At 69.2% G+C, this 25,667-nt stretch carries 26 protein-coding genes and 3 pseudogenes; 16 read left to right on the top strand and 13 right to left on the bottom strand.

The features are described 5' to 3' along the window. The first annotated feature begins 285 nt into the window (after window positions 1-285). From ACH4S8_RS34860 to ACH4S8_RS34845, 4 genes and pseudogenes are all read left to right on the top strand, one after another. The gene (locus ACH4S8_RS34860) at window positions 286-1,056 is read left to right on the top strand and encodes an SDR family NAD(P)-dependent oxidoreductase (protein ID WP_398401368.1); all 771 of its coding nucleotides are present in this window, start codon (window positions 286-288) and stop codon (window positions 1,054-1,056) included. Between the two features lie 26 nt (window positions 1,057-1,082). Further along, window positions 1,083-1,454: a MerR family transcriptional regulator gene (locus ACH4S8_RS34855; protein WP_398401559.1), complete on the top strand. Its 372-nt coding sequence runs from the start codon at window positions 1,083-1,085 to the stop codon at window positions 1,452-1,454. Then, a pseudogene (locus ACH4S8_RS34850) lies at window positions 1,451-1,958 on the top strand (hypothetical protein); the annotation flags it as partial. The gene ACH4S8_RS34855 and the pseudogene ACH4S8_RS34850, both read left to right, overlap by 4 nt. A gap of 334 nt (window positions 1,959-2,292) precedes the next feature. Then, complete coding sequence (locus ACH4S8_RS34845; RefSeq protein ID WP_398401366.1) at window positions 2,293-3,795, top strand: alpha/beta hydrolase; 1,503 nt, start codon at window positions 2,293-2,295, stop codon at window positions 3,793-3,795. Window positions 3,796-3,822: 27 nt separating this feature from the next. On the opposite strand, the gene ACH4S8_RS34840 is transcribed toward ACH4S8_RS34845, so the two are convergent. Both ACH4S8_RS34840 and ACH4S8_RS34835 read right to left on the bottom strand, forming a co-directional pair. Next, on the bottom strand, window positions 3,823-3,978 hold the full coding sequence (locus ACH4S8_RS34840) for a hypothetical protein (RefSeq protein ID WP_398401364.1): 156 nt from the start codon (window positions 3,976-3,978) through the stop codon (window positions 3,823-3,825). A gap of 625 nt (window positions 3,979-4,603) precedes the next feature. Beyond that, window positions 4,604-4,945: a DUF5713 family protein gene (locus tag ACH4S8_RS34835; protein ID WP_398401362.1), complete on the bottom strand. Its 342-nt coding sequence runs from the start codon at window positions 4,943-4,945 to the stop codon at window positions 4,604-4,606. A 265-nt stretch (window positions 4,946-5,210) separates the two neighbouring features. Between ACH4S8_RS34835 and ACH4S8_RS34830 the strand changes: the two genes are divergently transcribed. Beyond that, window positions 5,211-5,780, top strand: coding sequence for a hypothetical protein (locus ACH4S8_RS34830; RefSeq protein WP_398401360.1), 570 nt, complete (start codon window positions 5,211-5,213; stop codon window positions 5,778-5,780). Window positions 5,781-5,956: 176 nt separating this feature from the next. Here the strand turns inward: ACH4S8_RS34830 and ACH4S8_RS34825 are convergent, their stop codons facing one another. The 3 genes from ACH4S8_RS34825 to ACH4S8_RS34815 form a co-directional block, all read right to left on the bottom strand. Further along, window positions 5,957-6,193 (bottom strand): hypothetical protein, encoded by a 237-nt coding sequence (locus ACH4S8_RS34825; protein ID WP_398401358.1) that lies wholly within the window; start codon window positions 6,191-6,193, stop codon window positions 5,957-5,959. A 330-nt stretch (window positions 6,194-6,523) separates the two neighbouring features. Next, window positions 6,524-6,901 (bottom strand): fic family toxin-antitoxin system, toxin component, encoded by a 378-nt coding sequence (locus ACH4S8_RS34820; protein WP_398401356.1) that lies wholly within the window; start codon window positions 6,899-6,901, stop codon window positions 6,524-6,526. Beyond that, window positions 6,901-7,140, bottom strand: coding sequence for a hypothetical protein (locus ACH4S8_RS34815; protein ID WP_398401354.1), 240 nt, complete (start codon window positions 7,138-7,140; stop codon window positions 6,901-6,903). Before ACH4S8_RS34815 ends, ACH4S8_RS34820 begins: the two co-directional genes overlap by 1 nt. 537 nt (window positions 7,141-7,677) lie before the next feature. On the opposite strand from ACH4S8_RS34815, the gene ACH4S8_RS34810 reads away from it, so the two are divergent. Together ACH4S8_RS34810 and ACH4S8_RS34805 are read left to right on the top strand one after the other, a co-directional pair. Continuing rightward, entirely contained in the window at window positions 7,678-8,211 is a 534-nt protein-coding gene (locus ACH4S8_RS34810; protein WP_398401352.1) for a hypothetical protein, read from the top strand. Between the two features lie 176 nt (window positions 8,212-8,387). Next, a complete protein-coding gene (locus tag ACH4S8_RS34805) occupies window positions 8,388-9,101 on the top strand; it encodes a hypothetical protein (RefSeq protein WP_398401350.1) in 714 nt (237 codons plus the stop codon). 265 nt (window positions 9,102-9,366) lie between these two features. Here the strand turns inward: ACH4S8_RS34805 and ACH4S8_RS34800 are convergent, their stop codons facing one another. Further along, complete coding sequence (locus ACH4S8_RS34800) at window positions 9,367-10,275, bottom strand: helix-turn-helix transcriptional regulator (RefSeq protein ID WP_398401348.1); 909 nt, start codon at window positions 10,273-10,275, stop codon at window positions 9,367-9,369. 212 nt (window positions 10,276-10,487) lie between these two features. On the opposite strand from ACH4S8_RS34800, the gene ACH4S8_RS34795 reads away from it, so the two are divergent. From ACH4S8_RS34795 to ACH4S8_RS34785, 3 genes are all read left to right on the top strand, one after another. Beyond that, complete coding sequence (locus ACH4S8_RS34795) at window positions 10,488-11,465, top strand: aldo/keto reductase (RefSeq protein ID WP_398401346.1); 978 nt, start codon at window positions 10,488-10,490, stop codon at window positions 11,463-11,465. A gap of 47 nt (window positions 11,466-11,512) precedes the next feature. Further along, the gene (locus ACH4S8_RS34790; RefSeq protein WP_398401344.1) at window positions 11,513-12,541 is read left to right on the top strand and encodes a zinc-binding dehydrogenase; all 1,029 of its coding nucleotides are present in this window, start codon (window positions 11,513-11,515) and stop codon (window positions 12,539-12,541) included. 62 nt (window positions 12,542-12,603) lie between these two features. Further along, window positions 12,604-13,455 (top strand): aldo/keto reductase, encoded by an 852-nt coding sequence (locus tag ACH4S8_RS34785; RefSeq protein ID WP_398401342.1) that lies wholly within the window; start codon window positions 12,604-12,606, stop codon window positions 13,453-13,455. Window positions 13,456-13,722: 267 nt separating this feature from the next. Here the strand turns inward: ACH4S8_RS34785 and ACH4S8_RS34780 are convergent, their stop codons facing one another. From ACH4S8_RS34780 to ACH4S8_RS34770, 3 genes are all read right to left on the bottom strand, one after another. Next, the gene (locus ACH4S8_RS34780) at window positions 13,723-14,871 is read right to left on the bottom strand and encodes an ISAs1 family transposase (RefSeq protein ID WP_398401340.1); all 1,149 of its coding nucleotides are present in this window, start codon (window positions 14,869-14,871) and stop codon (window positions 13,723-13,725) included. Between the two features lie 134 nt (window positions 14,872-15,005). Continuing rightward, window positions 15,006-15,821, bottom strand: a complete 816-nt coding sequence (locus tag ACH4S8_RS34775) for a hypothetical protein (protein ID WP_398401338.1) — start codon at window positions 15,819-15,821, stop codon at window positions 15,006-15,008. Window positions 15,822-16,134: 313 nt separating this feature from the next. Further along, complete coding sequence (locus ACH4S8_RS34770; RefSeq protein ID WP_398401335.1) at window positions 16,135-17,811, bottom strand: dolichyl-phosphate-mannose--protein mannosyltransferase; 1,677 nt, start codon at window positions 17,809-17,811, stop codon at window positions 16,135-16,137. A gap of 1,379 nt (window positions 17,812-19,190) precedes the next feature. Here ACH4S8_RS34770 and ACH4S8_RS34765 point away from each other — a divergent pair. The 6 genes and pseudogenes from ACH4S8_RS34765 to ACH4S8_RS34740 all read left to right on the top strand — a co-directional run bounded on the left by ACH4S8_RS34765 (window position 19,191) and on the right by ACH4S8_RS34740 (window position 21,983). After that, a complete protein-coding gene (locus ACH4S8_RS34765; RefSeq protein ID WP_398401333.1) occupies window positions 19,191-20,126 on the top strand; it encodes a transposase in 936 nt (311 codons plus the stop codon). 180 nt (window positions 20,127-20,306) lie between these two features. Next, window positions 20,307-20,480 (top strand): annotated as a pseudogene (locus tag ACH4S8_RS34760) (IS30 family transposase); the annotation flags it as partial. Next, entirely contained in the window at window positions 20,464-20,673 is a 210-nt protein-coding gene (locus ACH4S8_RS34755) for a hypothetical protein (protein WP_398401331.1), read from the top strand. The pseudogene ACH4S8_RS34760 and the gene ACH4S8_RS34755, both read left to right, overlap by 17 nt. Window positions 20,674-20,719: 46 nt before the next feature. Further along, window positions 20,720-21,076, top strand: a complete 357-nt coding sequence (locus tag ACH4S8_RS34750; protein WP_398401329.1) for a hypothetical protein — start codon at window positions 20,720-20,722, stop codon at window positions 21,074-21,076. A gap of 132 nt (window positions 21,077-21,208) precedes the next feature. After that, a complete protein-coding gene (locus ACH4S8_RS34745) occupies window positions 21,209-21,379 on the top strand; it encodes a hydrophobic protein (RefSeq protein ID WP_398401327.1) in 171 nt (56 codons plus the stop codon). A 250-nt stretch (window positions 21,380-21,629) separates the two neighbouring features. Beyond that, window positions 21,630-21,983 carry a PRC-barrel domain-containing protein gene (locus ACH4S8_RS34740; RefSeq protein WP_398401325.1) on the top strand — a complete coding sequence of 118 codons (354 nt, stop codon included), beginning with the start codon at window positions 21,630-21,632 and terminating at the stop codon, window positions 21,981-21,983. A 19-nt stretch (window positions 21,984-22,002) separates the two neighbouring features. Here the strand turns inward: ACH4S8_RS34740 and ACH4S8_RS34735 are convergent. The 4 genes and pseudogenes from ACH4S8_RS34735 to ACH4S8_RS34720 form a co-directional block, all read right to left on the bottom strand. Then, window positions 22,003-22,254 (bottom strand): annotated as a pseudogene (locus ACH4S8_RS34735) (IS5/IS1182 family transposase); the annotation flags it as partial. A gap of 519 nt (window positions 22,255-22,773) precedes the next feature. Beyond that, a complete protein-coding gene (locus ACH4S8_RS34730) occupies window positions 22,774-23,157 on the bottom strand; it encodes a hypothetical protein (RefSeq protein ID WP_398401323.1) in 384 nt (127 codons plus the stop codon). A 595-nt stretch (window positions 23,158-23,752) separates the two neighbouring features. Then, entirely contained in the window at window positions 23,753-24,349 is a 597-nt protein-coding gene (locus tag ACH4S8_RS34725; RefSeq protein WP_398401321.1) for a hypothetical protein, read from the bottom strand. Window positions 24,350-24,737: 388 nt separating this feature from the next. Further along, the gene (locus ACH4S8_RS34720) at window positions 24,738-25,550 is read right to left on the bottom strand and encodes an SDR family NAD(P)-dependent oxidoreductase (RefSeq protein WP_398401319.1); all 813 of its coding nucleotides are present in this window, start codon (window positions 25,548-25,550) and stop codon (window positions 24,738-24,740) included. Window positions 25,551-25,667: the final 117 nt, after the last annotated feature.

The raw sequence follows: 25,667 nt of genomic DNA, 5'->3' as shown, positions 1-25,667 counted from the left end.
GCTTGCGTCGGCGGAGCCGGCGTCGGGGACGCACTGCGCGGCCGGTCGGACGACCGGTCGGTGCGGCGGGCGAGGTGGACCCGGGTGCGGATGCCCACCGCCACCTCGTACTCCAAGCCCCCGCCCCGTGATCGCCCGCATGCTCGGCTACGACGACGACACCACCGCCCGACTCGCCGCCGAGGCCGGAGGAACCTGGCGACACTACGCCCCCGGAGACCGCACTCGGTGACCACAGGGCCACCAGCCGCCGCTTGACCTTGCCACTGGCGGCAGGGTTGGACGATGACCGGCATGGACAACAGCACCGCACCTCCGATCAGCAGGGTCGTCGCCGTCACCGGGGCCGGCACCGGCATCGGCCGGGCCACCGCCCGCGCGTTCGCCGCCAAGGGCGCCCACGTCCTGGCCATCGGCCGGCGGGCCGAACCGCTCCGCGAGACCGCAGCCGGGCACGAGAGGATCACCCCGCTGGCCGCCGACATCACCGCCGAGGGCCGGCCCGAGCGGATCGTCCGAACCGCGCTGGAGGCGCACGGCCGGTTGGACGTGCTGGTCAACAACGCCGGCATCGTGCACGGCGGTGCCCTCGGCACCCTCACGCCGGAGATGATCACGCCGCAGATCGCCACCAACCTGATCGCACCCATCCTGCTGGCCCAGGCCGCGCTGCCGTCCCTCGAGGCGTCCGGCGGAACGATCGTCAACGTCAGTACGTCGGTGGGGCAGCGGGCCTGGCCGGGCAGCTCGGTCTACGCGGCGACCAAGACCGCGCTGGAACTGCTGACTCGCAGCTGGGCGGTCGAGCTGGCACCCCGCGGGGTCCGGGTGGTGGCGGTCGCGCCCGGCGCGGTCGACACCCCGATCGGCGAGCACCAGGGACTGACGCCGGAACGGATGGCAGCACTACGAGACTGGCAGTTGGCGCACACCCCGCTGGGCCGGATCGGCCGACCGGAGGAGGTGGCCTGGGCAATCACCCAACTCGCCGCACCAGCCGCGTCGTTCGTCACCGGCGTGGTACTCCCGGTCGACGGCGGGGCGGTCGTGGCGTGATAGGAGTGACCGTGGAGGTGGAGCAGGTGCAGATCGGTGAGCTGGCCAAGACGACCGGGACGACGGCCCGTGCGCTGCGGCACTACGAGCAGGCGGGGCTGATCTGCTCGGAGCGGGCCCCCAATGGCTACCGCGTCTATGACGAGCGGACGGTGGTGCGGGTCCGCAACATCCGCCACCTGCTGGCCGCCGGGCTCACCCTGGACGACGTGCAGATCTTCCTGCCGTGCCTGGACGGAGACGTGACCACGACGCCACCGTCCGACAAGGGCCTGCAGGTCGCATCAGAGCGACTGACGGTCCTCGACGAACGCATCGCCGCCCAGATCGCGATCCGGGACCGGCTCAAGACCGCACTGCACCACGCAACCGGCGACCGGATCCGGCCGGCGGCCTGACCGCCCGCCTCACCGCAGAGATTCGCAAGAGCCGGTCCCCCTTCGCTCCGGTCGAGGCCGAACTCGAGCGGGTTCGGGTGGCCTTGGCGGACGCCGAAGAGGTCCTCATGCGCCGGGTGATCGGTCTCGAGCAGTATCTGGAGGCACCGATCGAAGAGGAACAGGCCGCAGAGATGGCCGTCGGTCCGTCGCGGAGGAAGCCGATGGGTCCGCGCCGTGCGGTGCCGGATCGGGAGAACGCGGCCGGACTCGGGGACCTGCCGGTGGACTACCAGGCGGTGACGGCGGCTGCGGCGGAGGCCGGAGGCGACGGGTTGGGTGCCCGGCGGGCGGCCGTGGCGCCGGGCTGGGACAGTGCCTCCGCCTCACGGGTCGAGGGTGCGCGAGCACGGCTGAAGAGGCTGGTGGAACGGGGCCGGCTGGTTGGTGGAGACGAAGCCCGGAAGGTTCACCCTGCCGACGGGGCAGCAGGCCGACGAGGTCGTGCGGCCAGGCGACGGTTCATGCGACGGGTTGCCGCGCCGGCGCCGGTACCTGTCCGCCGGTTGTCGGGCCTGGGCGGCACCCGCACACCGGTGGTCGAACCGTGCCTCCGTCCGGCACCGGCTGACCAGCCGTGACGAGGCCGCCGCCCCGGACATCGCACGCCGGGCATCCGGCCGCGCTGTCGGAGGCGGCTTGTATCCTGCACGCATTCGACGATCGGACGATCACGGGTACGGGCATGCGGACATGCGGACATGCGGGCATGAGACGGACGTCCAGGGGCGGGAGCGCGTGGATTTCGATGAGTGACACACATCCGATACGAAGCCGCGAACCGGGCTTATCGGTCGGCGTGCGCATCATCGCCGTGGTCGTCCTCGCCGTGATCGGGGCCGTCAGCGCCTGGTTCCAGCACGACGCTCCCGGCCGGAGCGCGGAGCCGCGTACGGAGTTCACCGCGAACAACCCGCCCGCCGGTCTGCCCACCGCGCTCACCACCGGCCAGCACCTCCACTGGTCCCGCTGCACCTCGCCACCCACCGCGCGCACGGGCTACGACTGCGCCACCATGAAGGCCCCCCTCGACTACCGGAAACCGGACGACAGGACGATCGACGTCGCCCTGATCCGCCTCAAGGCCACCGGCCCGAACGCCCGGCGCATCGGGTCGCTCGTCCTCAACTTCGGCGGCCCCGGCGAGTCCGGCGTGAGCGGACTGCCCGAACGCCTCAACCAGTACGAGCCGCTCCTCGACCGCTACGACCTGGTCTCCTTCGACCCGCGCGGCGTCGGCGCGACCATCCCCGTGCGCTGCGGGAAGACCGCGGACGACACCGGCTACGACGGGGCCGACGCCTGCGCCGAGCACTCCGGGGCGATCCTCCCGTACATCGGCACCTCGCACACCGCGCGCGACCTCGACCTGATGCGCTACCTCCTCGGCGACGAGCGGCTGCACTACTTCGGCGTCTCGTACGGAACGGCGCTCGGCGCGGTCTACGCCCACCTGTACCCGTCGCACGTGGGACGGCTCGTCCTCGAAGCGTCCGTCGATCCGACCGAGGACCTCGACGAGGAGCAGGTGTCACAAGTCAAGGCGGTCCAGGCGGCGTTCGACCGGTTCGCCGCGCACTGCGCGGCCCGTATCCGCCACTGCCCGACCGGCGACGGGCCCGAGGAGGCCGCGCGACGCATGGCGCGCCTGGCCGACCGTCTGAAGAAGAAGCCCGCCCCGGCCCGCGGCGGAAGGAACCTCGACGCCGACGACCTGGCGCGCGCCGTCAGCGACCACCTCCGCCTCGGCACGGACGGCTGGGCGCCGCTCGCCAAGGCCCTCACCGCGCTGATCGACCACAACGACGGCCGTCCGCTGAGCAAGGACGTGGACGACATCGGCTCCGCCGACCGCGCGGCGACCCCGCGCGACAGCAGCCGCGCCGCGCAGACCGCGATCACCTGCGCGGACTCCAGCCTGCGCCCCGGCTTCGAACGCCTCGACAGGGACGAGGCCCGCGTCAAAGCCGCCTCACCCGTCTTCGGCGCGGCCTGGTCCACCGGCGTCTACCTCTGTTACGACTGGCCGTTCGACGGCGAGCGCGCCACGCTCCAGGTGAACGCCGAAGGCGCGGCCCCTGTCCTGGTGGTCGGCGGCACCGGCGACCCGATCACCCCCTACCCCGGCGCCCGCCACATGGCTCGCGCCCTGGGCGACGGTGTCGGCGTGCTCCTGACGGCCGAGGAGGAGGGCCACGGCACCTACCCGCAGAACCGCTGCGTCAAGGAGACGGTCGACCGGTACCTCCGCACGGGCCGCACCCCGGCCCCGGGGACGGTGTGCCGGGGCAGCATGTCCTGAGGCTCTTACGGATCCGCCGGGCGGCCGTCAGCACACCGGTTCGCTCGCACGGGCCCCGGGCGTGCACCACCACACCGCCCGGTCCGAGACCGCCTTCGGGTGGGTGCCGGTGCGGTGGTTGGGGCAGAGCGGCCGGACGATGCGCAGGCGGGCCGCGAGGTCGCTCCGGACGGCCTCGGCCACAGCGGCGTGGATCCCCGGTGGCTCCGTGTCCCGGACGGGCGAGCCCGCGAAGGACATGTCGCGGCGACACGGTCGAAGGACTCCCTGACGCCCGCCGACTTCCGCGCGAACGCCAACCGCGCGAACGCGGCTGGAGGAAGGGCCCGTCCACCTCGAACACCTCCCGCGTCCACGGGAGCGGCGCGACTGCAAGATGCGGGCCGCGCCGGCTGGGAGGAGGACGCGAAGCGCATCTCCACCCTTCTCTACGACGGGCTGCGCCTACGTGGCCGCCCTCGACCGGCACGCGGTCGAACACACCAAGGCCCACGGCAACTCCTTCCGGGTTTACTACGGAAGCAGCAAGGGGGACTTGGTCCCGGCATGGACCGAGCGGACCTTGGACTCTCACGTTCTCGCTGTCGCAATGACGGTCTACCGCTGGGGGTGCGCCGAAAGTGGATCTTGAGCTGTGAATGATCACAGCTCAAGGGGCGGGGAGATCTCGCTGATGAACAGTGGGCGGTGCTGGAGCCGTTGCTGCCGAAGGGCATAAAAGTGGGTCGTCCGCCTGTCTGGTCCGGGCGGCAGTTGATCGCAGCTCTCAACGAATGGCTTTGAACGGAGGTGGCCTTCCCGTACTCGTCTACCAGTCCCGGCCGGCGGTCAGCACCTCGGCATCCGCGTCCGTGAACCCGTATGCCGCCGCGACGAAACAAAACTCGTCGCAGATCCACTCGCGTGCAACCGTCTCGATTTCGCTCCCGGCCGCCACGAACTCCCTGTCCAGCAGATTGAACTCCTCCGTCGCAGCCTGGGTGAGCCCATACAGGGCATCGAGATCCGAAGGCTGTCCGCACTCAATGCGCTCGCACAGCCGCAGCAGGATCGCCTTCCCCCGGTCGACTACGTGATCAGGGAAGTACGGGTCGTCGTACATCGGCCGCAGGAACGCGTGTCCCGCTACCTGCTGGTTTGTGATCGGCATGGCACTTTCCTATCTCCGCGAAGAGCTGACGCGCCGATCATGCACAACACCACTGACAACGGCGCCACCCATGCAGGGCAGACCCCGCACGGCCAGGACTTTCACAACCCCCTAGATCAGATGCCCTCTTGATCCATGTCTCGCCGTGTCCGGAGACGGCTGATGGTCAAGACTGCGTCAGATGACATCAGCGGCTGAGAGGCTGGGAGTCGTCCGACGTACTGAAGCAGTAGGTGGACGGCGACTCAGGAAGAAGGACAGCTCCATGATCCGGCAACGTATGGTCCTCGCCTCGGCGGCAGGGCTCGCCTCCGCGCTCCTCCTGACGGCGTGCGGCTCTGCGAACAATGTCTCCAGCACGGGCCCGGACAGCACCGCCCCGGTCGCCACGGCCGCATCGGATCCCGCGGCCTCCGCACCCGCCACCTCCGCTACCGCTGGTAGCGACACCTCCGGGAGCGGACACACGGCCACGGCTACCCTGCTGACGGTCAGGGCGATGAAGGGAACGGGCAGCGTAGTCACCGACGACAAGGGAATGACTCTCTACCGCTACGACAAGGACCGGCCGAAGCCGTCCAGGTGGACGTGCGCCGGTCAGTGCACGAAGACGTGGATGCCGGTCATCGTGCAGGATGCCGTACGGACCAGTGGTATCGAGAAGAGCCTTCTCGGCACGGTCCACCGCGACGGCATGACGCAACTCACGCTTGGCGGCTGGCCGTTGTACCGGTACATCGGCGACACCGAGGCTGGGCAGATGAACGGCCAGGGCAAGGACGAACAGTGGTACGCCGTCACCCCGTCCGGCCAGAAATCCACCCTGCCCGGCTGAGCCACGCTTCGCCCGCACTCTTGTGAGGCGGCATGTGCCGGCCCCGGAAATGGTGATGTAGGCCGCCGCCGGGGTGCCCCTGACCGGGGTCTTCTCCCCATCAGCGGCGCCGCATTGTGAGCGGCGGGGTCGGCACCTGCCAGTGATTGCTGACGAAGACGTCCAACACGAGTCCGTCACAGGCCGCACTCCGGCGCCAGACCCGTGGCGAACCTTTTCGCCGGCGTCTCGCCGAGGAAGAAGTCCATCAGCTCCGGCCGTAGCACGGAGTGCGAGTTCGGTCCGCCCGAGGACGACTTCACCACCGCCAACCTGAGGAACGCGGACCTGACCGGCATCGACCTCAGCGCAGCCCACTGGTCAGAACGCACCACACGGTGGCCGCGGACCTTCAGCAGCGTACGTCCTGGCATGACGAGCGAAACGGGCGAGGCTGCGCTGTTTCCCGGGATCGATGTGCGAGTGGAGCGGGTCAGCGACTCCTTCGACGTCCTCGTGGCGGAGGCGGCGTCCACCGCTCGCCCCGTCCGACGTCCGGACCGGGCACGGTGCGCCGCCACGGATCATGCAGCGTGCCACGGGGTCCCCGTCTGCCCGCCCCACTGCCCCGCTCCCCCATCGCGGCGGCCGGCTGGAGAACTCTCAAAAAAGGCCCCCCGGGCGCCTTGGACGCGATCGATCCGGCCTGGTGTCCCGCCTGGAGCGCGGCCCGCGCCGGTGTGCGGGGCGGCAACCGAGTCGTTTCAGGTGGTCGTGGGCCAAGTCCGCAGCAGGGCGGCGATCTTCCCGGCGGTGCAGGCCGAGTCCATGAGCAGGTCCTTGAGGGCGATGGCGTCCTCGCGGGCGGGCTTGACGGGGATGCCGACAGCCTCCAGGTACATGACACCGGACGCGGCGGCGACGGCCATGTTGGAGCGTTCCAGCCAGCGGCACCGGCCCAGCGTGTGCACCAAGGCGGCGGCTTTGGCGTAGGGGCCGTCGTAGACGGGCTGCTCGAACAGTTCGGCGCGGTGGCGGGCGACCGCCGAGAGGGGAACGCCGTAGTCGTCGGGGGCCGGATCGCTGGCTCCGGCGGCCTCGGCGACCTGCAGGATCCAGGGAACGTCGATGTGCAGGTTCATCAGGCCGCGCGCGCTCCCCGGGGCGCCTGCTGGGCGTTCTCGGCTTCGTCGAAGATGCTCTGGTGTTCGGCCAGGAAGCGGGTGGCCGCGTCCACTGCGCGGGCGCGCAGACCGCTGGTGTCGTCCTGCACCAGGCGGGCGAGGTAGTCGCCGATGCTCAGGCCCAGGTCGGCGGCTCGCTTCTTCGCGAGTTCCGCCACGTCTTCATCCACGCGCGCACCTAGCTGTGTCTTCGCCATACCCGCATGGTAACAGTTGTTACCATGCGATGGGGGCAGTGAGTGGGGGCAGTAGCGGGAGCGGCGCCCTCGTTCGTTCAGTCCCGTCGAGGAGCACGGCGGCCAGCTGCTCGTGGGTGACCCGGGGCGTCCGAGAGCGACTGTGCGCAGTTCTCAGGTGCTTCAAGAGCCTGCACCAGCAGGATCCGCGCCTCGACAGCGTTTGGCGAGCACGCACCCCGGCACCGAAAGGCGGGACACCGGTCGTCGACGAGCAGGCCGACGCCTGCAGATGGCCGCTTTCGACGGAGGTGTCCGGGCCGTGAGGCAGACGTCGCGGCGGGCGGCACGGCCGCGTCCGGACCGCGGACGTCAGCATCAACAATGCCCCGTCCATTACTGCGCCACTCAAGTGCAAAAACAGGTCAGAGAGGGCGTGCGGCGGGACGGTCCTGTGGCTGGGGCGTCAACTTTGGCGTGTAATGGAAGGTGCGCGATGCGCGCCGAGGTACAACGGCCGCAAGACACTCCTAGGCGATCGTAGCCGGAGGACTTCTCGTGAAGTACCACACCCGAGCATTCATCGCAGCAACCGGAACGGCACTCTTCCTGTCCACGGCCACCGTGGCGTACGCCGATGGCAGCAGCCCCGGTTGGGCACGCAGCGTACAGGCAGCGCAATCGACGGTGAGCACCTCGTCCTCCGCGACGGTGTCCACCAAGTCCGGTCCGCTCGGCAAGATCCTGGTCAACAGTAAGGGGCACACCCTCTACCTCTTCCAGTCCGACAAAACCAACAAGTCCACTTGCAACGGAGACTGTGCCAAAGCCTGGCCACCGCTGAAGGCGCAAGGGAAGCCGACCGCCGGAGGCGGCGTCAACAGCAAGCTGCTGTCGACCATCACGCGCAGCGACGGCTCGAAGCAGGTCACGTACAAGGGGCACCCGCTGTACACGTTCATCGACGACACCAAGGCCGGGCAGACCAACGGGCAGGGGCTCGACGCGTTCGGCGCCAAGTGGTACGTGCTGGGCACCGACGGCAACGCGATCACCAAGGCCCCGCCATCGTCACAGAGCGGCGGCTACTGACCGGCCCGTTCGGCGCCGTCCGAACCGGTCGCAGTCCCGGCGCCCGGAACCCGCTGAGCTGACACAGCGCGGCAGCGCACCAAAGGCTGCTCACGTCCGTCGCACCCCGGAGCCCTTGCGTCTCCCTCGCACCGTCGGGTGGAGCCGGCCGACCGCGCTGGGCGATGATCCCGTACGTGACTGAAGAGGCGGATACAGACGCGGACGACGCTGGTGCGTGGGCTGAGCGACTGGGCTGGGCGTTCGGACTGATAGCGGAGGATCCGGCCGTGAGAGCCGCAGCGCTCGTTCATCTGGCCGAGGCCCAGAGAAAGGTCACGGACGCGGTCGCCCGGTCCAGGGAGATGTGGTGGCTGACGCGGCCCCTGGGAGCGGACGAGCAGTACCGGGAGCCGGCCTTTCGACAGGCACTCCAGAGGCAATGGCAAGCCCAGGGGCATTCGCTGCCTGATGGGGTGTGGAATAGACCGGTGGGCGGGGATCTGGCGACGTGGCCGGGACTGCCCTATGTGTTGCTCTTCCTGGAGTGGGAGGCGAGGTACCCGCTGGAGTGGACGCGGCATGCGAAGGCGTGGGGTACGAAGCAGAGCCTGATTCGTGAGGTGGCCCGTGCTGCCCAGGAGGAGGCGATCAAGGCGAAGCTCACCGACCTGGTCGAGCTCGTCGTCCGCCGGGCGTATCGCTGCAAGGATCGCGAATACGTGCGGGTGGCCCGGGCTGTCGACAGCGCTGACCTGCGCGGCAGACTCGATCGGGCAGCCGATTCGGACAGTCCGTGGGCGCGGTGCCACGCCGGGTATGTGCTCTGGCTCCTTGACCGCCCTGACCTGCCGAACAGCCGTCGTGTCTGGCGGACCTGGGTGGCGGGCGAGGCTGCAACGTTGCTGTGACCAGGGAACGATGCCGGGAAGGTTCCTGTGGTCATGGAGTGCTCTACGCCCCGTGACCTGCCGGGAAGACCGTGCCTGCCGCCGCCAAGGGCAGGGCGGTACGCCGGAAGCAGCGGGCGTCGTGTTCGTGGGCGGTGTCGGAACTGCGGGCGAAAGGGGCCTGCCCGCCCGTCTCCGGTGCGGCCGGCGCGAGCCGCCCTGCCGCCGCCCCGAAGGCGAGGTGCGGGACGTAGGAAGCGCCCGGTCGAAGCCCCGGGAGACGGGCCTACGGCTGCTGGCCGGCGGCTTTCGGGGTGGTTGCGGGACGCTGCGCCGGTCGCGGTGCGGTCATGTCCAGCAGGAGGAGGGCATCGTGGTCGGGGCTGCCGGGTTCGGCGGTGTAGACGCCGATGCGCTGGCCCGGGGTGCCTTCCACGTGCAGGGACTGCGAGGTGAGGGTCAGTGTGCCGACCTGGGGGTGGTGGAAGGTCTTGTGCGCGGGCTTGCGGCCGGTGACTTCGTAGCGTTCCCAGAGTCCGGCGAAGTCGGGGCTTTTGAGGAGGAGTTCGCCGACGAGGTTGGTCAGGTCGGGTGCGTCAGGAGTGGTGCCGGCGATGGCGCGCAGGCGGGCGACGCAGCCGGTGATCTGCCGGTCCCAGTCCGCGAACAGGTCCTGGGCGACGGGGTGGAGGAAGAGGTAGCGGGCGAGGTTGCGCTGCTTGGCGGGCCAGTCGTCGAGGCCGGGGTAGAGGGCGAGGCCTCCGGGGTTCCAGGCGAGCAGGTCCATGCTGCGGCTGATGACGTAGGCCGGGTTGGGGCGCAGTGATTCGAGCAGCAGTCTGAGGTGGGGGCGCACGGTGCGGCTGGGTGCGGGCGGGGGTTCGGAGGTGTAGCGGGCGGCCCGGGCGGCGAGCTCGCGCAGGTGCTGGTGTTCCTGGTCGTCCATGTGCAGGGCACGGGCGAGCGCGTCGAGGACGGCGGGGCTGGGACGGGTCTCCTTGCCGCGCTCGAGGCGTACGTAGTAGTCGATGCTGATGCCGGCCAGAGTCGCGAGCTCTTCGCGGCGCAGGCCGGGGGTGCGGCGGATGCCTGTGCCGACGGTGAGGCCGACGTGCTGGGGGCTGGTCTGGGTGCGGCGGGCACGCAGGTAGCGGCCCAGCTCGGCGCCCTCGCTGTGCGCGCTCTGGGATGCCATGCCTCCAGTCTCACCCGCCCCGTACCTGCCGTGCCGGTGGGAGGGGGGCCCTGTCGTTACCCCTGAAGAGCCCGCCCTGCCACACCGGCGCGATCAGGGCGAAGGTGAAGGGGCAAGACGCCGGCCCCTCGCCCCGGCCACCGCAAGGCATGTCCTGCCGGGCCGGGCGAGAGTGAGGGGGCCGGGCGACGCCACGATACGAAGAGGGCGAAATGCGCTACATCAAGCTGCGTGACCTCGAGGTCTCCAGGATCGGCCTGGGGGCGATGGGCATGTCCCACGGCTACACCGGTTCCGGTACCGACGAGGCGGAGTCGATCAGGACCGTGCACCGGGCGCTGGAGCTGGGTGTCACGCTCATCGACACCGCCGAGATCTACGGGCCCTACACCAACGAGGAGCTGCTCGGGCGGGCACTGAAGGGGCGCCGGGAGAAGGTGGTGCTGGCCACGAAGTTCGGCCTGGTCTCCCACGCCGGCAAGGGTGCTTGGAACCTGGACTCCGGGCCGGGCAACATCCGTACGGCCGTCGAGGGCTCCCTGAAGCGGCTGGGCACCGACTACATCGACCTGTACTACCAGCACCGGGTGGATCCGAACACACCGATCGAGGAGACCGCCGGCGCGGTGGCGGAGCTGATCGCCGAGGGCAAGGTGCGCGCGTTCGGCCTCTCGGAGGCCGGGCCGGACACGATCCGCCGCGCGCACGCCGTCCAGCCGGTCACCGCGGTGCAGTCGGAATACTCCCTGTGGACGCGCGGCATCGAGGAGCACGTCCTTCCCGTGCTGCGGGAGCTGAACATCGGCCTGGTGCCCTTCTCCCCGCTGGGCCGCGGCTTTTTGACCGGCACCGTCCGCTCGACCGACCAGTTCGACAAGGACGACTTCCGGCGCGACAACCCGCGCTTCACCGGCGAGAACTTCCGGCGCAACCTGGCGATCGCCGACGAGGTCCAGGCCGTGGCCGACCGGGTCGGCGCCACGCCCGCGCAGGTGGCGCTGGCCTGGCTGCTCGCCCAGGGCGACGACATCGCCCCGATCCCCGGCACCAAGCGGGTCGACCGGGTCGAGGAGAACACCGCCGCCGACGCGGTCGCCCTCACTCCGGAGCAACTCGGCACTCTCGGCAGCCTGCCGCCCGCCGCCGGTGACACCCACACCGAGGCCCAGGCGCAGCTGCTCGAACGCTGATCGTCCACACCACCCAGGCACGACCCCTGTTTGGAGCAGCCCCTCTCATGCGTGCAGCAGTGATGTACGGAGCCGGAGACGTCCGCGTCGAAAACCGGCCCGATCCGAAGATCGTGAGCCCGGCCGACGCGGTGGTCCGCACGGTGGCCACGTGTGTGTGCGGCAGTGACCTGTGGCCCTACCGGTCGATGTCCGCCACCGGCACCGGCCGCCCCATGGGGCACGAGTTCCTCGGCGTCGTCGAGGAGACCGGTGCGAACGTGAGGGGACTGAAGGCCGGCGACCTGGTCGTCGCCCCGTTCACCTACAGCGACAACACCTGCGACTACTGCGCCAAGGGTCTGCACATCTCGTGCCGCAACGGCGGCCGGTACGGCTTCGACGGCGTCGACGGCGGCCAGGGCGAAGCCGTCCGTGTCCCGCACGCGGACGGCACCCTGGTGAAGCTGCCGGTGGCCGCCGACTCCGCGCTGCTGCCGTCCTTGCTGGCGCTGTCGGACGTGATGACCACCGGCCACCACGGCGCGGTCAGCGCCGGCGTCGGCCGTGGCGATGCGGTGCTGGTCGTCGGCGACGGCGCGGTCGGTCTGTGCGCGGTGATCGCCGCCCGGCGGCTCGGCGCCGAACGGATCGTGCTCGCCGGCCGCCATGAGGCGCGCACCGGCCTGGGCCGCGAGTTCGGCGCCACCGATGTCGTCGCCGAACGCGGCGAGGAGGGCATCGCCCGCATCCGTGAGCTGACCGGCGGCGTGGACAAGGTGATCGAGGCGGTCGGCACCCGCCAGGCTCTGGACACCGCTCTGGGCGCGGTCCGGGACGGCGGCACCATCAGCCGCCTGGGCGTTCCGCAGTACGAGCTGGGGCCGATCGGACCGGCCGAGTTCATGCGCAACATCACCCTGACCGGCGGCGCAAGCCCGGCCCGTGCCTACATCGAGCAGCTGCTGCCCGACGTCCTGGACGGCACCATCACCCCGGGCCGGGTCTTCGACCGGTCCTTCCCCCTCGAACAGACACCGGACGCCTACCGGGCCATGGCCGACCGCCAGGTGCTCAAGGCCCTCATCCGCCCCTGACCAACCCCCGCTCCCCCACCCTCTCCTCCCCCACACACCGCACACCGCGAAGGACACCACTCATGCAGTACGTGACCTTGAACAACAGCGTCACGATGCCGCTCCTCGGCTTCGGCGTCTACCAGATCCCCGCCGAGGACACCGAACGCGCCGTCTCCGACGCCCTCGCGGCCGGCTACCGCCTGCTGGACACCGCCGCCGCCTACGGCAACGAGGAAGCCGTCGGCCGCGCCGTCAAGTCCAGCGGCATCGCCCGCCAGGACCTGTTCGTCACCACCAAGCTGTGGATCCAGGACGCCCCGGCCGAGGACAACACCCGCCGCGCGTTCGAGACCTCGCTGAACAAGCTCGGCCTGGACCACCTCGACCTGTATCTGATGCACCAGCCCTTCGGCGACGTCTACGGCCAGTGGCGCGCCATGGAGGCCCTGAACCGTGAGGGGCTCGCCAAGGCGATCGGTGTCGCCAACTTCTACCCCGACCGACTGCTCGACCTGATCGTCAACAACGAGATCACTCCCGCGGTCAACCAGATCGAGACCCATCCGTTCTTCCAGCGCGCCGACTACCAGGACCTGATGCGCGAGCACGGGGTGCAGATCCAGTCCTGGGGCGGCTTCGCCGAAGGCAGGAACGACCTGTTCACCGACCCGCTGCTGACCGGGATCGGCAAGGAGCACGGCAGGTCCGTCGCGCAGGTCGTCCTGCGCTGGCTGACCCAGCGCGGCGTCATCGCCATCCCCAAGTCGGTGCGCGCCGAACGGATGGCGGAGAACTTCGACGTCTTCGACTTCCAGCTCACCGACGAGCAGATGGCACGGATCGCCACCCTCGACACCGGCAGCTCCCTGTTCTTCGACCACCACGACCCGAAGATCGCCACCTGGCTCGCCAAACGCCGCCTGGACTCCTGAACGGGTCCTGTTCGCCGTCGGCGGCGCCCGTCGACGGCTGTCGGTGCACGACGCACGACATGCCGGTCCTTCCCGGCACCCGCCACCGCCACCGCCACCGCAGCCGCAGCCGCAGCCGCAGCCGCAGCCACTCGCCCTGTCTCGCTGGAAATAGGGTCACCCCTGGCGTGGCCCCGTATTCCACCGCCGAACCGCGACGCCGCAGAACGGGCTCTGCACAGCCGCTAAGGCTGATTCAAAGTCCTGGTGATCATGTGGCGTTGCTGGTCAGGGCAGTCCGATCAAGTCCAGCGGACGGGTGAAGGGCGTATAGGAGGCCTCGCGTACGCCGGCGGCGATGCTGTGGTGGCCGGCTGCGCGCAGGGTGCTGATCGCGAAGCTGCGCAGTGTGGCCATGTTCGCCGGTCCGTGCCCAGTGCGGATCTTCGAGGCGTCCTCGCCGAACGTGGTGTCTCTGACGTGGTGCACGGCCTCGATGCCCCATTGTGCGCGGGCGAGTTGGCCGATGGCCTGAGGAGATGCCGCACGCGCCGTCAGGTCGGTGATGGCGTAGACGGTCTGGCGGGTGATATTGCCGGTCTTGAGGTCGGTGCGGTGCCGGTGGATCTTCGCGGCCTGCGCCACGTAGGGGAAGTCCAGCCCGAGACCGGTGACGGTGAGAGTGCGTACCGAGCGGGTCTCACGCCGTCCGTGCCCCGCCTCGCGGTCGTAGCGGCGGGCGGTCACCTCTTTCCACGGCAGCGATCGCAAAGTGTTGTGCAGCGTCGGCTGGTTCCGTTTGACCACGAGCAGGTAGTGCGCCCTCTTCGCTTCGACCAGCCACCTGGCGTGGTCACGATGGGTGTGCAGGGCGTCGGCGGTCACAACGACACCGGCCAGGTCGAACGGGGACAGCAGCTTCGTGAAGCCGGTGACCTCGGTGGTCTTGTCCGGCACCCGCGGCTGGCTGACGGTGCGTCCGCCGTCCAGGACGGCGGAGAGCAGGTGGGCGGCCGGGCCGGCGTCCGTGCGTGAGCCGCGGGCGGCTTTGCCGTCCACAGCCAGGTGCCGACTGCCCGCAGGGTCGCATCCGAGCAGGTCGGCAAGCCCGCCGGGACATACGAGAGTCAGCAGGCGGCGGATGGTGGAACTCGACGGTGCGCGGCGCACACCCAGCGGGCCGGCCGCGCGCACGCCGAGCCGGGCGAGTGCATCCAGGGGCGCGTGGCGGGCCCACTGGCCCACCGCCAGATAGGAGCGAGCCCCGGCGAGTACCGCGCAGCAGGCGGTGAGCAGGACCGACACCAGCGAATGACGCCGCCCCCGCCGATCGCGCGGATCGCGAAGAACGGCCAGCCGTTCGGTGACACCGTTCACGCCGCGCTGGGCGGCGGTGGGCGACTTGGCCAGGCAGACAGTGGCAGACTGGCGGCACATCGAAGCTCCGGACGGGCAGGGCGACTTGGGAAGGTCACCCCGTCAACCGGAGCTTCGTTGCGTCCGTGACGGTCTTCCGCCGGATCGTCACACCCCAGCGACCTGCACGTTTCCATGACCCTCAGGCCTTTGAATCAGCCCTGGGCCTTGGGTATGTCCTGGTCGCGGTAGCGCTTTTGGTGGTTGCGGGTGAACTCCTGCTGGTGCCAGGCCCAGTAGGCGTCGAAGTCGCCGTTGGCGCGGACGGCACGCAGCTTAAGTACGGCTTCGGCTCCGGACAGGCCCCAGCGGGCTCCGGTGATGCCCAGGCGGTCTTTGACCAGGTGCCGGCATGCTCCCTCGATGATTCCGGTGGCGATCGGCCAGCCGCGTTCGAGGGCGGTGTCGTAGCGCAGGTGCTCGGCCTTGCCGGTCAGGTAGTTGACGGCCTCGTCGATGCCCTTGCGCCGGGCGCCAGGCAGTCCGGCGGCACGGGCGGCTTCCTCGAGTGCGGCGGCGGTCTGCTGCACGCCGCCGCCCAGCAGGACGCGGGCGTGACGGGCGACCCAGTGCTCCGCGCAGGCATCGCCACTGTCGTGCAGGCACCAGGCTGCTCGCCACAGATATTCGAGCACGTGGATCAGGTCGACGATGATATGGACGTCCACGCCGCGCTGCTGTGCTTCGGCCTTGATGAGGTCGATCTGATGGCGGGCCCCGTCGACCAGAACGACCCAGGGACGTCGGTGGCCGGGGTCGCGGTGCTCTGCCTGGTCGAACACAGCGGCCACCACCTGCGCGGCGGTGTGGGTCACCGAGCCGCACAGCCACTTCGACCGGGCCTTGGGCCCCTGGCGGCGCTCGGGTTCGGCACCGTGGCCGGCGTCGTCCTGCCGGTCGGGGTCGGCGATGATGTCGTCGGCTGTGCGTGGCGCGGGTTCGGCATCGTAGACGGCTCCCAGGGTGGCCATCCGTTTCCTGCCGTGTTTCTCCCCGATGGAGCACGGCGGGCAAGTCCTGCGCTGGCTCGGCCGGCCAATGCTGGAGCAATCGCTCCACGATGCCCACCCGTAAGGCGGTTCGACGGTGCCTCCCGAGGCCGTATCCACAGCGCGCGTCCTCTGGACGCGAACGGACTGCCCGGGGGCCGCCGCCCGGTCCCCCGGCAGTGCGGAATGGCGTGAGCGTTCGCATCGTTCGCAGCCCCGGTGACGGACGCCGGATCGGCTCCCGTCGGGTCGAGGACGCGCGCAGCGCCGCGTACTGGGTGGCGGGTGGCTGGGCTCAGATCCAGGTGTCGAGCCACATTCTGGCGTGCCAGTCGGCGTACGGGATCGTCTGTCCGGTGTAGACCGGGAAGAAGTAGATGAAGTTCCAGGCGATGAGCAGGACCAGCAGGCCCGCGGCCACCGCACCTCGTATGCGGCGCCCCTGAGTCGCTCCCGCAGGACCCAACAGGGCTCCCAGCATCATCGTCACGGCCAGGCACAGGTAGGGCACGAAGACGACCGCGTAGAAGGAGAAGATCGTGCGGTCCTGGTAGAGGAACCAGGGCAGATAGCCGGCACCTACCGCACAGAGGATCGCGCCGGAGCGCCAGTCACGGCGCAGCGCCCATCGGTAGAGCAGGTACACGAGTGCGCAGCACGCCAACCACCACAGGAGCGGTGTTCCCAGGGCGAGGATTGCCTGTGCGCAGCCGGCCGTCGCGTGGCAGCCGTCCTGCCCGGGTGCCGGCGACTCGTAGTGGAACAGCACAGGGCGACCGAGGACCGGCCAACTCCAGGGGTTCGACTGGTACTTGTGGGGAGTACTCAGTCCCACATTGAACTGGTAGACGGCGTGCTCGTAGTGCCACAGGCTGCGCAGCGGAGCCGGGATCCACGACCATGTGCCACCCCGGGCGTCCGCCCAGTGGCGTCCGTAGCCGTTGTCGGACAGGAACCAGCCGGTCCATGCCGTCAGGTACGTCAGGACAGCGACCGGGGCGAGGGACAGCACCGACCAGCCGAGGTCCTTACACAGCGCCGCGCGGTAGGGGCGGTGCGCTCCTGCCACGCGGCGAGCGCCGACGTCCCACAGCAGGGTGAGGATCACGAAGAAGGCGAGGAAGTACAGGCCGTTCCATTTGGTCGAGGCCGCCAGGCCCAGGCACAGGCCGGCGGCAAGCCGCCAGGGTCGCGCTCCCGTCCCGGCACGGTCGCCGGTGTGTCCGTCCGGGCGCACCCGGCCGTCCTCGTCGACCGGCAGAGCTGCCGCGAGCTGGGCCCGCGAGCTGTCGCGGTCGATGAGCAGGCAGCCGAACGCCGCCAGGACGAAGAACATGACGACGAGGTCGAGCAGCGCGGTGCGGCTCATCACGTAGTGCAGACCGTCCACGGCCATCAGCGCTCCGGCCAGGCAGCCCAGCAGGGTCGAACGGAACAGGCGGCGTCCTATTCGGCACAGCATCAGCACCGACAGCGTGCCAAGGAGCGCCGTCATGAAACGCCAGCCGAAGGGGGTGAGGCCGAAGATCCACTCGCCGAGGGCGATGACCCATTTGCCCGTCGGCGGGTGCGCGACGAAGGACCCGGTGTCGGAGAGCGGGATCACCTGCGGACCGGCGAGGATCTGCGGGTCGGAGATCTTGCTGCTGGGCCAGGTGCCCTCGTAGCCGAACCGCAGCATCGACCAGGCGTCCTTGGCGTAGTACGTCTCGTCGAACACGACCGCCCGCGGGCTGCCCAGACGCCAAAAACGCGGCAGCCCGGCCAGGAGCGCCACCAGCAGCGGCCCGCCCCACTGCGACCAGCGCGCCAGCCGGCGCCCCGCTGCCGGGGAGAACCCGAGCGTGCGCCAAAGCCATGACCCGGGTTCGGGAAACGGCACGACCAGGCGCTCGCGCACGGACACAGACGGACGCCCGACGTGCCCGAAGTCCCGCAGCCGCCGCTCCCAGGAGGCCGGCCGGCCATTCACCCCCTCCCCTGACTCGTCGACCAACACGGGCGTTTTCTCATGGATCACTGGTGAGCCTTCTCATGTGGAGGACAGGACGAGCGGGAGCAACTGCCCGGCAATCGGTGGTCGGTGGTCGTCACGCCGGCTCAGGCCGGCCCTCGCTGACCGCGACTGCCTGAACCCGGACAAGACGCAGCCTGGAGGGGGTTGAGGCCGACACCGGCCCGAGCGTTGAAGAACGGTGCGTTATCGGCCCCCTCTTGCGGCCAAGGCGGAACGGGCACACGACGGAGCAGGCAGGAGACGGCGCCGGACCGACGTGGCAAAGGACAGAACAAGCCCGCCGCGCCCTCACGGTGGACACGAAATTCACCTACCAGGAGCGATCGGAGTCCCCGCAGGTTCCGCGTTTCCCGAACCGGTGACCCACTTCGGCGCAAACCGTGCCGGACAGGAGCTGTCCATTGGCAGGGAAGCCGGTCGCCGTCGCGTCGCCGACCTGCAGCGACCACGTTGGATGTCACTGGTGCGAGAGGCGTCGGCCGTCTACCTGATCCGGGCCGAGGCGTGCGCGACGAAGTGTTGAGGAATGTCCGCGCCTCAGCCGACCTCATCCGCAGTTCTTCGCGCTCTGTTGCGCGGTGAAGAGCGCCGATCATCCCGATGGTCTGCTCCGCCTGTGCATGCAGGTCGTCATCGGGTACGAGCAGGCGCAGTCGGTGAACAGCTTGGAAGGCCTGACCACGGATCCGGAAAGCTTCCGTTCTGGCCGCCACGTGCGCCGGACCGTCACGTTCCTCGTGCTGACGGTGCCACCAGTCGTGCTGGCTCCGTATGAATTCGTTGGTCGCTGCGGTGAAGGCGAGAACGGCGCTGCGGCGTTCGCTCTGGTCTGCCACACGCTTCTGAAGCGATACCCCAGAAGGGAACCGATGAGCGTTCCCGCCACCGCGATGAAGGTCGTAAGTACCTGGCTCACCATGCTAGTTGACCATGCCTGCTCCAGCATCAACAGGGAACGCTGCGACGCGATACCGTCCAGGCTCCCGGACGGTGCCCCAACATGCTTACGCCGCACCGCCAGGTCCGCCAGGTCGGCCCGGTCCGCCGGCCAGCAGCGACGGACCGGGTCCGCTGTCAAAGGCTCCGATCGGATGACAGCGGACAGGAGCTGACCATCCGGACCGGTGACCCGCAACCGGCATTTCGTCACCTGACCAACCCCACAGCGTCGGAGATCACCTCGGCACGGGGCGCAGCCACCACAGCAACCAGGCAGCGTGGACGGCGGGGCTGCGCTCCACCGAGAGACCGCTACTGATCTTTACGGCGTGATGTCGTTGGGGCTGACGATGTGTGATCGTTGCGGTATGCCGGTGGTGTGAGGTATCCGCAGGGTGGGAACCAACCGCGATCAGGCATCGATCCGCATCGACGGAACTCTCCAGGAGTACCAGTGCATGCTGGACTGGGCTCGCCAGTGGCCCCAGCGGCGATGGGCCGTCGAGAACGCCAGGGGCCTGGGACGCCACCTGACGTCATGGCTGCTTGCCCGGGGAGAACAGGTCGTCGACGTCCCGCCCAGCGCCACGGCCCGTGTCCGCCAGCTCTCCCGCAGCGCAGGCCGCAAGAACGACCGCATTGATGCCGCCGCGGCGGCCTGCGTTGCCGCTGTCCAGGGCGACGCGCGACCGGTGCAGCCCGAGAACTCAACGGACGCACTGGCTCTGCTGGACGAACGACGCAGCAACCTCGCCCAGGCCAGAGTCCGCGCGGTCAACCAGCTCCACGCGCTGCTGCGAGCCCTCCTGCCCGGAGGGGCGCCACGCGATCTGTCCGCGGCCAAGGCCGAGCAGCTGCTGGAGACGGTCGTCCCCGTCGGCCCCGCCGAAACCACCCGCCACGCCCTCGCCGCCGACCTGATCGCCGAGGTCCGTACATGGGACGTGAAGCTGAAAGACAACGCCAAAGCCATGGCCGCACTGGTCGCAAAGTCTGGAAGCCGGCTGCCCGATACTCCGGGCATCGCAGCCATAACCGCCGCCCGCCTCCTGGGCCGGACCGGAAACCCCACCCGCTTCCCAACTGCCAGCGCCTTCGCCCAGTACGCCGGCACCGCCTCCATCGAGATAGCCAGCGCCGGCCGCGCACGCCACCGCCTGTCCAGGCGCGGCGACCGCCAGCTCAACGCGGCACTCCACACCGTGGCCATCACGCAGATCCGCATGCCCGGTACCCGGGGTCACGCCTACTTCAAGGCCAAAATCGCAGAAGGCAGGACACCCAGGGAAGCGCAGCGCTGCCTGAAGCGCCGCCTGGCTGATCACGTCTGACGCACGATGGTCGGCGACGAACGCCGCCGCCCCCGAACGACGGGCCCAGGAGGACAACCGGGGGCGACTACAGCATCCAGCGCGGTCGGCCCAACCCCGACGGCCGACTCTTCGGACAAGTCACTTCCCGGACCCGCCGAAACCGAGCCTACGCCACCGCACCAGACACCTTGACAAACGCAGAGGCACCCAAAGCGGACCGACCTCGCCAGGTGGTCCGCCGAGGAACTCGAGGCCGTCGCCTTGGCGATCAACAACCGCCCCCGCAAGGTCCTCGGCTGGAAGACCCCAGCCGAGGTCTTCGCCGAGCAGCTACGCTCACTCCAACAACCCGGTGTTGCATCGATCAGTTGAACTCGCCGAATACGGCTCCCGGCGCTTCCGCCGGGCCTGCCGGCGTCTGGGCGTGACACAGTCCATGGGCCGGGTCGGGTCGTGTTTCGACGACGCCGTCAGCGAGGCGTTCAACAGCGTGTGTGGATATCAGAGTCCGATCGACTACGAACACGACCACCGGGCCAACTCCGCCTTGGAACTGGCCGCTTAGAAGATCTCAACAGTTCGAGGGGATTGACGGGCTGGACTTCCCCTACGTGGCGCAGGCCGCGAAGATCCACCGGCACCGCACCGACCTCAAGACCGGCAATATCACCCGCCAGACCGTCTACGCCATCACCGACCTGACGGCGCGTGCGGCATCTCCTCAGGCCATCGGCCAACTCGCCCGCGCACAATGGGGCATCGAGGCCGTGCACCACGTCAGAGACACCACGTTCGGCGAGGACGCCTCGAAGATCCGCACTGGGCACGGACCGGCGAACATGGCCACACTGCGCAGCTTCGCGATCAGCACCCTGCGCGCAGCCGGCCACCACAGCATCGCCGCCGGCGTACGCGAGGCCTCCTATACGCCCTTCACCCGTCCGCTGGACTTGATCGGACTGCCCTGACCAGCAACGCCACATGATCACCAGGACTTTGAATCAGCCCTGGCACAGCCGCAGGGCTCTGCAGGAAATATGTGAGGTCGCAGGAGTGGAGATCGATCCGCAGGGCACATGACGGCCCGGAGGTTGATAACTATGGTTCCTGTTCTTCTGGTTCTACTGCTCGCCCTGATCCTCTTCGGTGCCGGTTTCGCGCTGAAGGCCCTGTGGTGGGTCGCCGTCATCGTGCTGATCGTGTGGGCCCTCGGCTTCGTCATCCGTCCCGGGACGAGCAGCGGCGATCGAGGCCGCTGGTACCGCTGGTAGGCGGCCTGAGCCGCACACCGTTCGGGTGGGTCCCGGCGCCCCAGCGCCGGGACCCACCCGTTTCCGGTCCCTCTTGGCCCCCGGCACGGCACTTCCAGCCATCCGAACATTTTCACAGGTCGGAATGTGTGGGGCTCCAGGGCTTGGGAACCCGGCCTCTTGAGGGAACGTCACCGAATTCGGTGACGCCTCAGCACATTCCGCGGTTCGGTCGCGGAATGCAATCAATTTCGATGAGGGAGTCTTTCTCATGAGTGACAGCATCTGGGGCTACCGGCCGACCACCGGCTACATCGCGGGCACCGACCTGATCGGATACAAGGTCGAGGCCACCGACGGCAGCATCGGGAAGGTCGACAAGCACTCGGACGAGGTCGACTCCTCCTACCTCGTCGTCGACACCGGCGTATGGATCTTCGGCAAGCATGTCCTGCTTCCCGCCGGCACCGTGCAGTCGGTCGACCAGAACGAGCAGAAGATCTACGTCACGCTCACCAAGGACCAGGTCAAGAACTCTCCCGAGTTCGTCCAGGACATGCACGTCGGCGACGCCGACTATCACGAGCGGGTCGGCGGCTACTACCAGAACCTGCGCATGATCTGACCTCACGGCACCGGCACGAGGGGATGCCATGCCGATCGACGATCACATGGTGCCTGCTCCCGGACCGTGCCCGGTCGACCGGCCAAGGTCCGGTGTGAGCAACCCCCCTTCAGCGACCAGATGTGCGAGCTGTCGATCGCAGCGTCGTCCATGTCCAGCAGGCCAGCAGGCCAGCAGCAGGCAACTCGGCCGGCAGCACCTCGTGCAACCGCGGCCAGACACCGGCATCGGTCCAATCCCGCAGACGCCGCCAGGCCGTCACACCACTGCAAACGTCCAGCCGGCCGGACCGCGAGCGACATGCCGTCGGGGGCGGATCCCCCGACCGGCTGCGCGAAGCCCCGGAAGACGCCAAGCGTTGTCGTCCTTCTGCCCGCGATCCCGTACCCCGTACCCCGTACGGCAAACGTCGGCGCACAGCGGCGGCCAGAGCGGGCATCCTCGGTTTCTCAGCCCGAGGAGACATGCTCCTCGCATACCCCGACCCACTCGCGAGATCGCTGACCGGCTCGGCTCAGCTCGATGATCCGCAGGACGCGGGGAGATCCGGACGTCTAGTAGTGCTTCGTTAGGTCTCCCCGCGTTCGCTGATCAGGAGCATGTTGGGTGTGTGGACGCGCATGAAGTGACCGGTGCCGGGTCTGCGGCAAGCCCGCCCTCAGGTCCTTCTCCGTATGGCCCGCCACCGCATCAGCGTCCTGGTCGCCATGCTCCGCGACGGAACCTTCTGCGGAGCCCGCCTCCCCCGGCGACGGCTGCACGAAGCAGCCCATAGACAGGTGGGCCCGGATCAACGCCCTTTGGCGTCCGTCCACGCCGAGATGTCTGCAGCACCCCGACGGACAGCTTCTTCCGGATCCCGGGCGAGCCTCCCGCAGACCGTTGCGATGTCCGACCCACCGTCCGAATCCACGAGCGCGTCATGCACCCCGGTCTGCAACCAGTCGGCCTGGCTGTCGTCGGCCTCGGCAACCGCGAGAGCGACGAGCCTCATGGCGGCCGCCGTTCCCACCTGGGTCAGGGCCTCTGCCGTCTGTCGAGTCACCGCCGTGTTCTCGATGTCCAGCAGCAGCCCCACCAACGCTTCCGCAGCCTCGGGAACTTCAGCGAAGGAAGCAAGGTCACGCCCGGCACAAGCACGTTGCGTCCACGAAGGAGACGACGCCTCGGCCAAGGCCGCCTCCAGCCCACTCGTCGTCTCCGGCACAACCAGACGTTCTCATGCTCCACGAAGAAGATCGGCCCCGGACCGAAACTTCCCACACGCCTGACGAGGAACATCGAGGCCCCTGGCTCCCCCACCACGAGCAGAGCAAGTGGCCGATCCGGAGCGCTGGGCTGCGCTTCGTCGAAGGGGTGCCAGTCCCAGCCGCGTCGAACCGCCAGACGCGCCCGTCCCGGTCGGCGGCCTCATCACCTGGTTCGAGGAAGGCGTAGGGACGGAAGAGCAGTTCGATGCGGATCGGTTCACTGCCCTCCGGATCGAGCGCGTAGCCCTGGTCCCCGAATTCGGGGTCATGGGTTTCGCCCCGCCGCAGGACTTCCAGGCAGGACGCAGGCCGTGGCAGCATCCCGGTCACCAGAGGCGGATCGAAGTGATGGACCGCCAGGACGTGCACCACGATCGGGGGGATTCCCACCAGACAGGTGTCGTCCGACTTCAAACGCGGACTCCACCGGTTCGGTTCGCCCGGCAAACGATCCTCCTGCGGGTGCTTCACCGAGTACGGAGACACGTGCGCCGGCAGGGAGGCTGCGAGCCGGTCACGTCATCGCGCAGGCACGACGGTGGCGGGGCGGTGAACCTCCAGGACGACTGCGATGCCGGCCACGGTTCGGTCCTCGTGCATGGCGATCTGCCGGCCGGGCCGGACGTGCGTCCAGTGGGAGGGAGTGAGGGGCACGAGGCGAACCGTGGCTCGGCCGCCGGGCTCGAGAACGGGCATGTTCTCGACCCAGAGCGAGGCGATGCTGACCGCACGTCCACCGGTGGGTGAGAGCTGTCCGGTGTCCCACATGGGTCGCAGAACACCGGCTCCGGGAATTGGCGTCGTGCGTCGCGCGTCGGCGGCAGGACGGAGCGTCAGATCCGCCCGGATCATGCCGTTGCGGATCTCGGAGCACCGCCAATGGCACCAGGCCGCGCTCCTCTCCAGCCGGAGCTGCTCGGCTGCTTCGGCGAGCTTCTCCCAAAACGCCGGAGGGAGCCGGCGAGCGTCCCCGAGCTCCTCCAGCAGGCCCAGGGCGATCTCCCACTCGTCGTGGACGAGGTAGTCCCAGATGTCTCGCACCGTGATGTCGTTCTCGGTGGCGGTCTCTTCCGGAACCAGCAGAGAAGCCGATTCGAGCAACTCAGGGACGTTCATGCGCTCATTGTCGACCACATGAACCATTCGGCCGTGCCAGGCGCCGCACAATGTCCCGAAGGAAGGCGTCTGAGACGGCTCGGCGTTGCGGCCGCCCGCCGCAGACGCACTCGCGGGCGGGATCACCTTGCAAGGCTCGGTCGGACAGTTCACCTCGGTCGCGGCGCAGAAGCCCTGGTCTCGAAAGTCGTGGGCTCGTGCCCGGGCAACCACCGCGGCGAGCGGTTGTTACGGCTGCGCCGAGCGATCACCCGACGGAGAAGGGGCCAACCGGCAGAATTCACCGGCCTGCTGAACTGCGGCCTCCGCCGAGCGAGAGTCCCCCGTAGGGGCGTGGAGATCCCCGGTGGACGTCCGTACGCGAGACATCGCCGATCGGCAGCAGGCCCTACTCGATCATGCTGTACGTCAGTTTCATCAGGCGCTCACGGGCCTCGGTGTCGTACGCCTGCTCGTGGGCGCGCGTATCCGTGAACCGGTCGAAGTATCGGCCTGTGGTGGTGGCGAGTTCCGGGTCGAGCAGGAGGCGCACCGTCGGCCGGACGCCTTCGTCCGTGCTGGTGACGGGGGTGAGGCCGTACGCGCGGACGCCGTCCGTGTCCATCAGGTGGGCCGGATGGAGCGTGTTCACCGTGACTGCGGTGCCTCGCAGTTCGGCGGCCAGGTCGAAGGTTGCCATGATCATGGCCAGCTTGCTTCTGCAGTAGGCGCGCAGCCCCTCGTAGTCCCGCTCCAGCATGACGTTGTCGAAGTCGATGGCCTCCTGGCCGATCGAGGCGACGTTGATCACCCGGGCGGGAGCCGAAGCGGTGAGCAGGGGCAGCAGGTCGCGGGTGAGGGCGTAGGGGGCGAGGTGGTTCACGGCGAAGCGGAGTTCGTGGCCCTGGCGGCTGAGTTCGCGTTTGAGCGGTTCGGTGCCGCCGCCCGCCACCGCGTTGTTGATGAGGCCGTCGAGGTGTGGTTCCACCGTACGAATCCGCTCGGCCATCGCGTGTACCTGGTCCAGGTCGGACAAGTCGGCGAGGTAGGTACGGATGGTGGTGCCGGGGGCGGCAGCCCTCACTTCGGCGGCCACGGCCTGCAGTCGATCGCTGTCCCGGCCGTGCAGCAGAACGGTGCCGCCGCGCGGGGCCAGGTCCATCGCGAGAGCGCGGCCCATTCCCTGGGTGGCGCCGGTGATCAAAGTGGTGCGCTGGGTCATGCGAGCCACCCTGGCAGTGCCCGGCGGAGGAACGGGAGTGTGTGCCGGTCCTGGTGCCGTCACCACCAGGCTCGGCGACGGTCATCCGCTCCTCCGCCCGGCACGCTCAGGTTTCAG

The organism is Streptomyces sp. NPDC021080 (genome assembly GCF_044333225.1).
Classification (GTDB): Bacteria; Actinomycetota; Actinomycetes; order Streptomycetales; family Streptomycetaceae; genus Streptomyces.
The sequence above is the reverse complement of the archived record's forward strand: the minus strand, read 5'-3'. Positions and strand labels throughout refer to the sequence as shown.